This is a genomic window from Pseudomonas sp. BP11-1-1 (assembly GCF_052112105.1).
Classification (GTDB): domain Bacteria; phylum Pseudomonadota; class Gammaproteobacteria; order Pseudomonadales; family Pseudomonadaceae; genus Aquipseudomonas; species Aquipseudomonas alvandae.
The window spans coordinates 597,394-610,044 of record NZ_JAUTYU010000001.1; the positions used below are offsets into that span (position 1 = coordinate 597,394).

10 protein-coding genes are annotated in these 12,651 nt (G+C 62.0%); 3 read left to right on the top strand and 7 right to left on the bottom strand.

All coding sequences use genetic code 11. The features are described 5' to 3' along the window. The first annotated feature begins 60 nt into the window (after positions 1–60). A complete protein-coding gene (locus Q7C33_RS02580; RefSeq protein ID WP_030139907.1) occupies positions 61–1,266 on the top strand; it encodes a benzoate/H(+) symporter BenE family transporter in 1,206 nt (401 codons plus the stop codon). A 15-nt stretch (positions 1,267–1,281) separates the two neighbouring features. On the opposite strand, the gene Q7C33_RS02585 is transcribed toward Q7C33_RS02580, so the two are convergent. Beyond that, entirely contained in the window at positions 1,282–2,301 is a 1,020-nt protein-coding gene (locus tag Q7C33_RS02585; RefSeq protein WP_030139906.1) for a Glu/Leu/Phe/Val dehydrogenase family protein, read from the bottom strand. Positions 2,302–2,486: 185 nt separating this feature from the next. Between Q7C33_RS02585 and Q7C33_RS02590 the strand changes: the two genes are divergently transcribed. Beyond that, the gene (locus tag Q7C33_RS02590) at positions 2,487–3,290 is read left to right on the top strand and encodes a SirB1 family protein (protein WP_198796633.1); all 804 of its coding nucleotides are present in this window, start codon (positions 2,487–2,489) and stop codon (positions 3,288–3,290) included. 141 nt (positions 3,291–3,431) lie between these two features. On the opposite strand, the gene maiA is transcribed toward Q7C33_RS02590, so the two are convergent. From maiA to hmgA, 3 genes are read right to left on the bottom strand one after another with little or no spacing between them, the layout of a single operon-like run. Then, positions 3,432–4,070: a maleylacetoacetate isomerase gene (gene maiA, locus Q7C33_RS02595; RefSeq protein WP_030139904.1), complete on the bottom strand. Its 639-nt coding sequence runs from the start codon at positions 4,068–4,070 to the stop codon at positions 3,432–3,434. Positions 4,071–4,080: 10 nt separating this feature from the next. Beyond that, a complete protein-coding gene (fahA, locus tag Q7C33_RS02600; protein ID WP_407682793.1) occupies positions 4,081–5,385 on the bottom strand; it encodes a fumarylacetoacetase in 1,305 nt (434 codons plus the stop codon). 3 nt (positions 5,386–5,388) lie between these two features. Then, on the bottom strand, positions 5,389–6,693 hold the full coding sequence (gene hmgA / locus Q7C33_RS02605; protein ID WP_407682794.1) for a homogentisate 1,2-dioxygenase: 1,305 nt from the start codon (positions 6,691–6,693) through the stop codon (positions 5,389–5,391). 151 nt (positions 6,694–6,844) lie between these two features. Between hmgA and Q7C33_RS02610 the strand changes: the two genes are divergently transcribed. Continuing rightward, on the top strand, positions 6,845–7,651 hold the full coding sequence (locus tag Q7C33_RS02610) for an IclR family transcriptional regulator (RefSeq protein ID WP_030139901.1): 807 nt from the start codon (positions 6,845–6,847) through the stop codon (positions 7,649–7,651). On the opposite strand, the gene Q7C33_RS02615 is transcribed toward Q7C33_RS02610, so the two are convergent. The 3 genes from Q7C33_RS02615 to Q7C33_RS02625 all read right to left on the bottom strand — a co-directional run bounded on the left by Q7C33_RS02615 (position 7,631) and on the right by Q7C33_RS02625 (position 12,646). Then, positions 7,631–8,326 (bottom strand): hypothetical protein, encoded by a 696-nt coding sequence (locus Q7C33_RS02615; protein WP_030139900.1) that lies wholly within the window; start codon positions 8,324–8,326, stop codon positions 7,631–7,633. The two genes, Q7C33_RS02610 and Q7C33_RS02615, sit on opposite strands and share 21 nt — an antisense overlap. Before the next feature lie 191 nt (positions 8,327–8,517). Then, the gene (locus Q7C33_RS02620) at positions 8,518–11,070 is read right to left on the bottom strand and encodes a LuxR C-terminal-related transcriptional regulator (protein ID WP_407682795.1); all 2,553 of its coding nucleotides are present in this window, start codon (positions 11,068–11,070) and stop codon (positions 8,518–8,520) included. A gap of 208 nt (positions 11,071–11,278) precedes the next feature. Beyond that, complete coding sequence (locus Q7C33_RS02625; protein ID WP_181287636.1) at positions 11,279–12,646, bottom strand: DUF1329 domain-containing protein; 1,368 nt, start codon at positions 12,644–12,646, stop codon at positions 11,279–11,281. Positions 12,647–12,651 lie beyond the last annotated feature (5 nt).

Here is a 12,651-nt window from a genome sequence, read left to right on the forward strand (position 1 = left end):
ACTCAGTCAATTCCCCCAACCGCCAACATTCGGGTGCCCAGCGCGCCAAGCCGAGACCTCATGGACACAATCAGAAAGGATCTATCCCTCTCCGCGATCATCGCAGGCTTTATTGCCGTGATCATTTCCTACGCCGGCCCACTGATCATCGTGTTCCAGGCCGCCAAGGAAGCACAGCTGCCCAACGATGTGGTGTCGTCATGGATCTGGGCCATTTCCATTGGCAGTGGGGTGACAGGGCTGTTCCTGAGCTGGCGCCTGCGGGTTCCGGTGATCACGGCGTGGTCGACGCCGGGCGCGGCGTTGCTGGTGTCGATGCTGCCCACCGTTACCCTGCCCCAGGCCATCGGCGCCTACATTGTGGCTTCGGTAATCATCGCCGTGGTCGGCCTGTCCGGCGCGTTCGACAAACTGATGAGCCGCCTGCCCAAGGCCATTGCCGCCGCCATGCTCGCCGGCATCCTGTTCCGCTTCGGCGCCGGGCTGTTCACGTCCATTGAACTGCAACCGGTGTTGGTGTTGGCGATGATCGCGGCCTATCTGGCCTTCAAGCGCTTCTCGCCACGCTACGCGATCCTGTCGGTGCTGATCATCGGCTGCGCGGTGGCAGCTTCGTTCGGCGAACTCAACAGCGGCTCGATCGATGTTGCGGTGGCCCATCCGGTCTTCATCGCCCCGCAGTGGAGCTGGCACGCGATCATCAACATCGGCCTGCCGCTGGCGCTGGTCACCTTGACCGGTCAATACGTGCCGGGCATGGCCGTGCTGCGCACCGCCGGCTATGACACGCCGGCTCGCTCGATCATTTCCTTCACCGCCATCGGCTCGATCCTGATGGCTCCGTTCGGCTCCCATGGCTTGAACCTGGCCGCGATCACCGCAGCGATCTGCACCGGCCGCGAAGCCCATGAGGACCGCGACAAACGCTACATCGCCGGGATTGCCTGCGGGGTCTTCTACATCCTGATGGGCATTTTTGGCGCGACCTTGGCCTCGGTGTTTTCCGCGCTGCCGAAAGAATTGATCGCGTCCCTCGCCGGCCTGGCCTTGTTCGGCGCGATCAGTGCCGGGCTGACCGGTGCCATGGCCGACGACAAACAACGGGAAGCCGCGCTGATCACCTTCCTGGTGACAGCTTCGGGCATGAGCTTCCTCGGTTTGGCCGCCGCATTCTGGGGACTGATCTTTGGTCTCGTGGCGCATTTCGCATTGAACTACAGCCGCGAACGCCGGGCCGCCGTACTGGCCGAGGGCAGTCGCCCCTAGTACCTCGCGACGGCGTCATCGGTACAACAAACGCTCCGCCAACTCATCGGCCACCCGGGCTGGCGAGCGTTTTTCCGCCTGGGCGTGGGCGAAGACTTCCGTGAGCCGGGCGCCGATCTTCGACAGGTGCGCGGTGATGGTCGGCAACTCTTCGCCGCGATGCTTCAGGGCGACATAGATCAGGCCGCCGGAGTTGATCACGTAGTCCGGCGCATAGAGGATCCCGCGCCTCTCCAATTGATCAGCCACCTGCAAGTTGCTCAGTTGGTTATGAGCCGAGCCGGCGACCGCCGAGCAACGCAGTTGCGCCACGCTGTGGCTGTTGAGCACGCCGCCGAGCCCGCAAGGCGCCAGGATGTCACACGGTGTGCTGAGCAATGCATCGTTGGCGATGGGGTGGGCACCCAATTGCTCCATGGCCAACTGGACCTTGCCGGGGTCGATGTCGCTGACCAGCAGTTCCGCGCCCGCCGCGTGCAGTTGTTCGGCCAGGGCATAACCGACGTTGCCCAAGCCCTGGATCGCGACGCGCAGGCTCTCCAGGTTATCGCTGCCCAAACGGGCCATCGCCGTGGCGCGAATACCGGCGAAGACGCCCATCGCCGCGTGCGGCGCCGGGTCTCCCGAGGCGGTGGTGCTGGTGACGTGACGGGTCTGCTGGGCGATGCAGTCCATGTCCGCCACCGACGTCCCGCTGTCGATGGCGGTGATATAGCGACCATCCAGTTGCTCGATGCAACGGCCAAAGGCTTCGAACAGCGCGGCCCGGCTTTCGACATGCGCAGGGCGCATGATGACCGCCACTCCGCCCCCCACGGGCAAGCCGGCCAGGGCAGCCTTGTAGCTCATGCCCTGGGCCAGGCGCACGGCGTCGGCCACGGCACTTTCGTCGTCGGGGTAGGAAAGATAACGACAACCTCCCAGGGCAGGCCCCGGGCGGCTGCAATGAATGGCAATCACCGCCTTCAACCCGGTCACCGGGTCTACGCTTAAGTGCAGCGATTCAAGGCGGGAGCTTTGCATGAGAGCGAACATCGACAGGCTCCCGAATCACTTTTGTCTGTTTCGCCAGTATAGGCGTGCGCTCGAAAATTGCTGGAGTTCGCCGGAATAAGCATGAGTCGTTGCCTGTTATTTCGGCATAACCTGTTACTGCGTATTTGTGAGACTGGACGAAAACCCATGGCAGAGCTAAAACGAGGCATAGCCCGGAGATTGTGATGACGCCGCGCCAAGCCTTTTTTGATTGCCTGCACCGCTCCCCACCGGCGCTGTTCGAAGCAGCGCTATGGATCGCCGCTGAACATGATCGCGAGTTGGATGTACCGACGCTGTTGAAGGACTTCAAGGATCTGCAACGGCAGGTCAGCCACGGCCTGCCCATGTTGCCGGTCAGTGAATTGGGCCAGCCCTTGCTTCGACGCCTCAATGACCTGGGTTTCGCCCAGGATGATTCCACCCCGCTACGGCCCCGCGCGGCACTGCTGGACAAGGTCCTGGCGCACAAACGGGGTCAGCCCCTGGCCCTCGGCCTGATCGCCCTGGAGTTGGCCCGCGGCCTGGAAATCCCAATGGCCGGTGTCAATTTCCCCGGCCATTTCCTGCTACGCGTACCCGGTGCCGACCATCTGCTCGACCCGTGCGGCGGCCGACGGTTGTACCCCAATGATTGCCGGGAACTGCTGCAGCGTCAGTACGGCACGAACATGCCGCTCAAGGCCGAGCATATGTTCAATGCCGAGCCGATGCAGATGCTGCAACGGTTGTCGCGCAACCTGCGGCAATTGCACCTGGCGAACGATGACTACATCGCGGCGCTGATTGATGCCGAACGAGTGCTCGAAATGGGCAACGCCAACGCCGCCGACTACCTGGCGCGCGCCAGTCTTTACCAGCGCCTCGACTGCCCTAACGCTGAACGCTTCGACCTTGAGCACGCGCTGATGCTCAGTGAAGATCCGATCCAGCGGCTGCGCCTGACCGAGCGACTGGGGCATTTGCCGCCCAATTCGATTGTGCACTGAATGAGTACGGGCTTTGGATTTTTGTGGTGATTGCTGGATCGCCATCGCGAGCAAGCTCGCTCCCACAGAGAGCCTGGGTCTGGCGCCATCTGTGTGGGAGCGAGCTTGCTCGCGATGACGGTAAGCCGGCTTGCGCCAATTTCAAGCCGGGGTGTCAGGCTGATTCGCCGGATGCGCCTTCTGGAACGCCGCATGTCCGGTCGCCAACGCCGCAACCCGCCGGATTCGCGGATACGGTTGCAACGAGACATTGAACCGCTCGGCCGCGTACAGCTGCGGGATCAGGTACACATCCGCGATGCCTGGCAGCGCGCCGAAGCAATAGCCGTCATCGCCAATCAACTGCTCCACCGCCGTCAGCCCCTGGCTGATCCAACCCGCGATCCACTCCGCCACCTGCGCTTCGTCGTGTCCCCACTTGCGCAGCTTGTTGAGCACGCTGACGTTGTGCAGGGGATGAATATCGCAGCCAATCAACGCCGCGACACCCCGTTCGTGGGCGCGGGTCGCAAGGTCGTTGCTGAGCAGCGGCACCTGTGGATAACGCTCTTCCAGGTATTCGATGATCGCCGGCGATTGCACCAGCAGCGCGCCCTCATCAGTGCGCAGGGCCGGTACCCGCCCTTGCGGATTGATCGCCAGGTACGCCGGCTGGCGATGCTCGCCCCCCGGTGGGGCGATCAAGTTGACGGGCAGGGCCTGGTAATCCAGCCCCTTGAGCGCCAAGGCAATACGCACCCGATACGACGAAGTGGACCGGTAATAGGTATAGAGTTCCATGCCCCGCTCCTCACCGTGCCGGCAGGATCTTGCCGCGGCATTCGCCAAAGCCGATGGACGTCACGCCGTCACGACTGCAACGCGCGCGCAGGATGATTTCATCGCCATCCTCGAGGAATTTGCGAACTTCACCGGACGCCAATTCGATCGGCTTCTTGCCGCCCTCGGTGATTTCCAGCAGGCTGCCGAATTGACCGTTTTCCGGCCCCGACAACGTGCCCGAGCCAAACAGGTCACCTGCCTGTAACTGGCAGCCGTTGACGCTGTGGTGCGCCACCATCTGCGCCACGGTCCAATACATGTATCGGGTGTTGCTGAGGGTCAACCGATGGGCTGGCAGGTTTTGTTCGCGCATGGTTTCGGTCAGCAGCAGCACCTCCAACTCGATGTCGAATGCACCGCCGGCCTGGTCACGCTTGTCCAGCAGGTATGGCAGCGGCTGCGGATCGCCCTCGGGACGCGCCGGTTGGGAACGACGGAACGGTTCCAAGGCTTCAGCGGTGACCACCCAGGGCGAGACACTGGTCAGGAAACTTTTCGACAGGAACGGCCCCAGCGGCTGATATTCCCAGGCCTGGATATCCCGCGCCGACCAATCGTTGAGCAGACAGAAACCGGCAATGTGCTCGGCAGCATCGCCGATGGCGATGGGCTCGCCCAAGGCGTTGCCCTGGCCGATCCAGATGCCCAGTTCCAGCTCATAGTCCAGGCGCGCGCACGGGCCAAAGGTCGGCTCGGTCTGGCCAGCCGGCAAGGTCTGGCCCTTCGGGCGGCGCACATCGGTGCCGGAAGGGCGGACCGTCGAGGCGCGACCGTGGTAGCCGATGGGCACGTATTTGTAGTTGGGCAGCAGCGGATTGTCAGGCCGGAACAGCTTGCCGACATTTTGCGCGTGCTCGATGCCGACGTAGAAATCGGTGTAGTCGTTGATTTTTGCGGGCAGGTGCATCTGGCAATCCGCCGCACGGGGCAACAGGCTGTCACCCTGGGCTTCGATCTTGTCCCGCAGCGGACTGTCTTCGCGCAGCAGCTCCAGGAGCCGTTCACGCAGGGCGACCCGGGCGGTGCGGCCCAGGTCGAAGAAAGCGTTCAGTTGACCACCTTCCATGGCCGCGACCGCATCGCCTGCCGCGCCCTCGAACAGGCCTGCCTGCAACGCTGCCTGCAGATCGAAAATCCGCTCGCCAATGGCAACGCCGCTCCGCGGGGCGCCGCCAGCGATGCTGAAAATGCCCAGCGGCAGGTTCTGCAGCGGGAAGTCGGCATGACCGTTGGCGGAGGCGATCCAACTGCGGGTGGAGGAAACGTGTGTCATGGATTATCTCCGGGTCGGGTCGAACGTGACTGGCAACGAGGCCCAGCAGGCATCGTAGTCCGTTTGCAATTGAGGGCAATCCAGGGCGAAGCGGCTCGGGCGCAGCACTTGGCTGGTCTCGAACATGAACGCCATGGTGTTGTCGATTTTCGCCGGCTTGAGTTCGGCATTGATGGCCTTGGTGCACGTTTCGCCGTCGGGACCATGGGCACTCATGCAACTGTGCAACGATGCGCCTCCGGGCAGGAAACCTTCGGCCTTGGCATCGTACGCGCCCTGGATCAGGCCCATGAATTCATTCATCAGGTTGCGGTGGAACCACGGCGGACGGAAGGTGTTTTCCGCCACCATCCAGCGCGGCGGAAAGATCACGAAATCGAGGTTTGCCAAGCCGTGGACACTCGTGGGAGAAGTCAGCACGGTGAAGATCGACGGATCCGGGTGGTCGAAGCTGACCGTGCCGATGGTGTTGAATCGGCGCAGGTCATATTTGTACGGCACGTTATTGCCATGCCAGGCCACCACGTCGAACGGTGAATGATCCAGCTCGCACGCCCACAACTCACCCAGGAACTTCTGTACCAGCGTGGTCGGTTGCGCGAGGTTTTCGTAATGGGCGACGGGCGTCAGGAAATCCCGTGGATTGGCCAGGCCATTGCTGCCGATAGGCCCCAGGTCCGGCAATCTCAATGGCGCGCCATGGTTCTCGGCGATGTAGCCGCGGGCCTGCGGGTCGAGAAGCTCGACGCGCAACTTCAGCCCTCGCGGCAGCACGGCAATTTCCAGCGGCGCCAGCTCCAGCACACCCAATTCGGTGACGATCCGCAAGCGCCCGAGCTGCGGCACGACCAGCCATTCGCCATCGGCATTGAAGAACACCCGTTCCATGGAGCAGTTCGCGCGATAGTGATAGAGGCTGATGCCCGCCGGTTTGTCCGAACCGGCGTTGGCCGCCATACGCACCAGCCCGTCGATGAAATCGGTCGGCTGCGCAGGGATCTCCAGCGGGTTCCAGCGCAGGCGATTAGGCGTGACCTCACCCAGTGGACCACCCGCCAACTGACGATCAAGCCTGGCAAAGGCCGGATGATTGGCCGAGGGTCGGATGCGGTACATCCAGGTTCGCCGCGCTTCGCTGCGGGCCATGGTGAAAGCGGTGCCTGAAAACAGTTCGGCATACAGGCCGTACGCTGCTTTCTGCGGAGAATTCTGGCCAACCGGCAGGGCGCCAGGCAGCGCTTCGCTGGAAAACTCGTTACCGAAGCCAGACAGATAAGCCAGATCCGACGCCGTGGAATCGAGGTTCATGGAGCCTCCTGGGATGCGGCCCATCACATCGTGCAATGTTCGAGGCGCACCGGGTTATTTTTATCGTAATCCAATTACGCATAACGTAATTTGCTCGGCAGCGACCGTCAAGCTATAAAGACGCCCATTCGCCCTCCGGACCCGCACTTCCATGGAAAACCTGCCCAGCAACGGTAAACAGAAAGTCCGCTCGGCCGAGGTCGGCACCGACATCCTCAAGGCGCTGGCCGAACTCTCCCCCTCCACATCGTTGTCGCGCCTGGCCGAACACGTGCAGATGCCGGCGAGCAAGGTCCATCGCTATCTGCAGGCCTTGATCGCCAGCGGATTCGCCGAACAGAACACCGCCACCAACCACTACGGCCTGGGTCGCGAAGCCTTGCGCGTGGGGCTGGCGGCCTTGAACGGCATGGACGTGCTGCAAGTGGCCGCCCTGCCCTTGGCAGAGCTGCGCGACGACTTGAACGAAACCTGTTTCTTGGCAGTGTGGGGGAACCACGGCGCGACCGTGGTACGGATCGAACCGGCCGTGCGAGCCGTCACCGTGGTGACGCAACTGGGCTCGGTCTTGCCGTTGCTCAGTTCATCCACGGGCCTGGTTTTCAGCGCCTACTTGCCGGAGCGCGAAACCGTCGGACTGCGTGACGAGGAAGTCCGCGCCGCCCGCGCTCATCCGCTGGCAGATGACCAGGCCTACGCGGCGCTGTGCGAACAAATACGTCAACGCGGCCTGCATCATGTCCACGGTTTGCTGATGCCCGGGGTAGACGCGTTGTCCGCGCCGGTTTTCAACGCCATGGGCCACGTCACGGCGGTCATGACCATTGTCGGCCCGACGTCGCTGTTTCATGCCGATGAGAACGGCCCGGCGGCGCAACGCTTGTTGGCGGCGACCCGGGCCGTGAGCTGGCGGATGGGCTATGAGACCGATCCCGGATCAGATCAGGAAGCCCGGTAAGACTTTGATCAGCAGGTCGTTAAGGTATCCGGCGGTCAACTGTGGATGCCGATGCTCCTCCTTGCCACTGTAGGGGACCGAATAGACCGCGCCATCCCTTCCATGGCAGGGAATCTCATCATTGTCGAAGTACCCCAGCAGCTGATCTACCAGCTTTGCGGATGAGGTGATGATCCGATCGCCAAAGTCATCTGTGGCAAAATCGGTTACATAGATGCTATTCAGATCGACGCCAGGCAAATGAAACTTCAACGCCATCTCCACTTCCTCTACAGCCAGAGGCCTCAGGCGAGTGCGGGACAACGCCATCGACGGTTCGTCAGTCAGGCTCGAAACGATATCGGCGACGATCTTTTCAAAGGCAACAAGATTCAGCGCCTTGATCCGATCTTCATTGGCGAAGGAGTAGCGCTTGCTGAAAATCTCGCTGACGCCTTGCGTGTAGGTCGGGCTGGACTTTCTTTCGACACACGCCAGCGCTTCTTCAAACAAGGTGATCGAACGAGCAAACTCGGCGCTGGACGAGCTTTCCAAAATATTTAGATAGCTGTTGTGTGGATTGACGTTCAACCCATCCAACGCCTGCCCCAGCAAGATCTCCACGGCGAAATCGACGCGGGTTGCTTTCAAGGCAAGAAGCTTTTGCGAATATGAAGAAAATAATGGTGCGTACATAAACATCCTTGTTCGGTATTGGTTACGAACTTCATGTTCGTTCCGTTGATGGCGCCTGTTACGGCGACTTACTTTTTTATTGAAATCCGGGACTAACCAAACTCCCTTTTCAATGTAAGCCCGACACTTATACATCAAACGTTCTCCGTTACTTCCCAAACAAGTGTAAGTATGAGTAAAACGTCCCGAGCTTAATTCATGACGCCCATCACTTTCGCCTTGGCAACCGCTTGCGTACGCCGCTGTACACCCAACTTGCTGTGAATTCGACGCGAATGTGTTTTTACGGTGTGCAATGAAATGAACAACTGCTCGGCGATCTGTTGGTTTGAATAACCTTGCGCGATCAATTCCAGCACTTCCAACTCACGCTGGCTGAGCAGGGTCTCTTCGGTCTGCACGGTTGGCTGCTCGATGTGTCCGGCCGATTCAAACCAGCGCAACAGTTCAGGCTGACGCAAGCGCAGCTCGCGCAGGGCCTGTTGCGCTCGCCAACAGGCGACACGCTGCAGACCCTCCTGCAGAAGCGCGCGCGCCTGGGAGCGATCGCCGGTCAGCCAGGTCACCTCAGCCAGGGCGAGGTGCAACTCGGTTTCCAGACCGTGCATTTCACAGCGTTGCGCCTGGGTGATCATGTCCTTGAGCCGGGCCTGGGCATCCTGCGCCCGATGCAGATAGACCTCGGTCAGCACCAGCAGGTACTCAAGACGCGGGATCAGTTCCAGGGTGGCGGGCGGCGCCTGCTTGGCCTGCGGTCCGCAAAAATGCCGCAAGACGCGAGTCAGTACTTCATGGGCCAGTTCCGGGCGTCCCTGTTGCAGCCAGAACTGACAACTGGTTTGCAGCAATACGCCACGGTACACCGTGTCGGGAATGTGCCGCTGCTGCATGATGCGTTCGGCGTCGCGAAGCTGCATGAACGCCTCGCCATAATCGCCCTGGTTGGCGGCAAGGCAGGCCTTGCCAAGAAAGCCATAGAGCACCTGTTTGTCCTGGTTGCGCAGCCCCGTTTCCAGGCCCGCCTGAAAGTGCTCGTCGGCCTGCTCATCCAGGCCCATTCGCAAGGACAGTCGTCCACGACGCAGGGCGATTCTTCCCAGCAACGCGGAAAAATCCTGCCCAGGCTTATCAAGCAGTGCCTGGACTGCACCCAGCAGGTGATCGGCCCGGTGAGGAGCCCCCCGTTGCTCCAGGACCTGGGCATGATCCAGTTCGAGCAGGCCTTCAAATACCAGCGAGCCTTGCGCGCGCGCCAGGCACAGTGCCTGGCGATTGATCCATTGGGCGGACGCCAATTCACCTTTGAGCAACGCCTGCTGTGTCTGACCAATCAGGCACAACACCCGCAGCGCCCAGGCGTCGGGGCCCAGGCTGGCCTGGGCGTGGAGAAAATGCTCGCGGGCCTGTTCGCCGTCGCCTCGAAGGTGCAGCAACCATCCACGCAGGACCTGCCATCGGGCAATCAACTGTCGCTGTTGGCAAGCCAGGGGCTGGGGCATGAATTTGACCAACTGTTCGATGCAGGCCTCGGCCTGGTCGAAACGTCCGGCAAACATCAAGGCCGTGGTCACCAGGCCTACCGATTGCGCGGTCCCGAGCGACAGCGCTTCACCCTGCTGGTCGTGCAGGTTCAGCAAGAGCTGGACGTTGCTGCGTTGCAACACATGCTCGAAATTCAAATGCTGCAGGAAACTGACGGCGGCCTCGAACTCCCCGGCCTGCATGGCTTGCTCGAACGCCATGGGCCAATCCTGTTCGGCGGCGAACCATTGGCAGGCCCGTCGGTGCCAGGAACGCCCCTGGGGCCAAGGTTCATCGCGCACCAGCCGGGCCAGCGGCGGGAAAATCTGCAGCCAGTCCGAAGACGCCTCCCACGGTTCGATAAAACAGCCCAGGTCCCGCAACAGGGGAAGGCACTCAGCCCCCACGGTGTCACCGAACAGATGCTCACAGAGTCGGGCATTGAAGCGCGGCAGATGCGCCAGCACCCGCCAGGCCTGGGCCAGCTCGGGCGTGAGGGTGCCGAACAGTTCGTATTCCAGGTAATCGAGCAATGTACCGGGACGCCCCGGCGCGGCGTGACGACGCGCCCATTCACAACGTTCCAGCAATGAAATGCGTACCCCGGCGCACCAGCCACCGCTGCGCTGGATGACTTCGCGGGCGGTGCGGGCCGCCAGTGGGCCGGGCAGATGACGGAGGAATTGCTGGACATCCTCGACACCAAACGCCAGGGCTTTCGCGTCGAACTCGTACAGTTCGTCATCGAGCAACAGGCGCGGCCAGTTGCAGTGAGGGCGCCGGCGGCCATTGAGCCACAGGTGCAGCGCGGGACTGCTGGCGTTCAACAGACGGTCGAGCAATTGGTCCAGCTCAGGATTGGGCACCCGGCAATAATCGTCCAGGAACAGCCACGTGGGGGCCTGCAAACGGGCCAGATGGGCCGACAGGCTTGCCTCATCCGTGACGGGCAGGCCAAGGGCTTGCGCCAGGCATTCACACAGCTGCGCGGCATCGAGTGCCGCGCCTGCCAACGGCAGCCAGTGCAACCGGCATTCAGCCGGGGCCTGCAAGAAGCATTCGGCGAACAATGCGCTCTTGCCGCTGCCGGCCGGCGCGCAAAGCAGCTTGACTCGGGCCTCGGACGCCAGCAGGGGCTCGCTCAACGACCGGCGCGACACATGCGTCGAAGACAGGCGAGGCAACAGCCCAGGACGGTCCGGACACGGAGTCATGGCGGTCATTGTGCAAGGTCCCTTTTATTGTTGTTCCTTCACCCTAGACCTCTGTCGACCACCTTAGGAGAAGTATTCAGCGCGCTGATTGGCGGCCATAAAAAAAAAGACCGGCAGCTCGGCTGCCGGTCTTCGATTTGCGTATTTCTCCTAGGGGCGATTGGGGCCGCTGCGCGGCCCAGCGGGAGCAAGCTCCCTCGCCACAGTGCCAGCCGCTTTAGCGAACCCCACTCGACCGCAGCGCCGCCGGGGTGTAGTCGGCTGCACGAGCCTCGAAGCCATAGACGTACGCATGCTTCTCTTCGTTCTTCATCCCCAGGGCGATGTAGCGGCCAGCGATGATGTCGTAGAGCGCTTCAAGCGTGTAGCCCGGGTTCTGGTGGTCGTAGTAGAACTGGGCATGACCTTCGGCGACGCGCCACAACTGGCCGCGGCCGTCATAGTGGTCCACCAGCGCCGCCTGCCAGCTGTCCTCGTCGATGTACATGTGGCGCTTGGCGTAGATGTGCCGCTCGCTGGGCTTGACCGTACCGATCACTTCCCAGACACGGTGCAACTCATAGCGGGTCAGGTCCTGGTTGATGTGGCCGGCCTTGATCACGTCGTCATACTTGAGGCTCGGCGAATCGAGTTTGTAGCTGTTGTACGGGATGTACATTTCCTTCTTGCCAACCAGTTTCCAGTCGTAGCGATCCGGCGCACCGGAGAACAGGTCGAAGTTGTCCGACGTACGCAAGCCGTCGGCGGCGGTGCCCGGGCCGTCGTAGGCCACTTGCGGGGCGCGACGCACGCGGCGCTGGCCGGCGTTGTAGATCCACGCCAGGCGCGGTTCCTTCACTTGGTCCAGCGTTTCATGCACCAGCAGCACGTTGCCGGCCAGGCGCGCCGGGGCCGTGACCTCCTGCTTGAAATAGGTCAGCACGTTGCTGGCTTTTTCCGGGTCGGCGTCCTTGATCAGGAACGGCACGGCGATCTCTTCTTCAAAGCGGATCGGCGTGAAGCTGCCGTTGGTCTGCGGCGTGGCCTGGGTGATGACACGCCGCAGGTTGCCGCCGTGATAACGGGTGATGTGGTTCCACAGCACTTCAACGCCATTCTTCGGGATCGGGAACGCGTAGTAGCGGTTGCCGGTGAAATTGGCCAGGCCGTTGCCGTCGTTGATCGCGTTCACATTGAGCGCGCTGCGCTTGGCCGCCTCATAGACTTCCGGTGGCAGGCCGACGCTGCGATGGGTCGGGTAGACCGGGATCTTGTAGGTTTCCGGGTAGCGTTTGAACATCGCGACCTGGCCGTCGGACAGCTTGTCCTTGTACTTATCCACAGTCGCGGCGGTGATGGTGAACAGCGGTTTTTCATTGGCGAACGGGTCGGCCAGGAAGCCCTTGCTGTCCACGGCGCCGGCGTTCTTCGCAATGCCGCCGGTCCAGGCCGGGATCGAGCCATCGGCGTTACCGGCCTTCTCCGCCCCCAGTGGCGTCAGGCTGGTGCCCAGTTTGTTCGCTTCTTCCGGCGACACCGCCGCCATCACGTTCGCGGCCAGCAGGCTCAGGGCCAGGGCACCGCATTGCAGGATCATCTTGCGCATTGGGT

Coding starts and splice junctions, on each gene's coding strand:
- Q7C33_RS02580 (WP_030139907.1), top strand. CDS start 61: ATGGACACAATCAGAAAGGATCTATCCCTCTCCGCGATCATCGCAGGC.
- Q7C33_RS02585 (WP_030139906.1), bottom strand. CDS start 2,301: ATGTTCGCTCTCATGCAAAGCTCCCGCCTTGAATCGCTGCACTTAAGC.
- Q7C33_RS02590 (WP_198796633.1), top strand. CDS start 2,487: ATGACGCCGCGCCAAGCCTTTTTTGATTGCCTGCACCGCTCCCCACCG.
- maiA (WP_030139904.1), bottom strand. CDS start 4,070: ATGGAACTCTATACCTATTACCGGTCCACTTCGTCGTATCGGGTGCGT.
- fahA (WP_407682793.1), bottom strand. CDS start 5,385: ATGACACACGTTTCCTCCACCCGCAGTTGGATCGCCTCCGCCAACGGT.
- hmgA (WP_407682794.1), bottom strand. CDS start 6,693: ATGAACCTCGATTCCACGGCGTCGGATCTGGCTTATCTGTCTGGCTTC.
- Q7C33_RS02610 (WP_030139901.1), top strand. CDS start 6,845: ATGGAAAACCTGCCCAGCAACGGTAAACAGAAAGTCCGCTCGGCCGAG.
- Q7C33_RS02615 (WP_030139900.1), bottom strand. CDS start 8,326: ATGTACGCACCATTATTTTCTTCATATTCGCAAAAGCTTCTTGCCTTG.
- Q7C33_RS02620 (WP_407682795.1), bottom strand. CDS start 11,070: ATGACCGCCATGACTCCGTGTCCGGACCGTCCTGGGCTGTTGCCTCGC.
- Q7C33_RS02625 (WP_181287636.1), bottom strand. CDS start 12,646: ATGCGCAAGATGATCCTGCAATGCGGTGCCCTGGCCCTGAGCCTGCTG.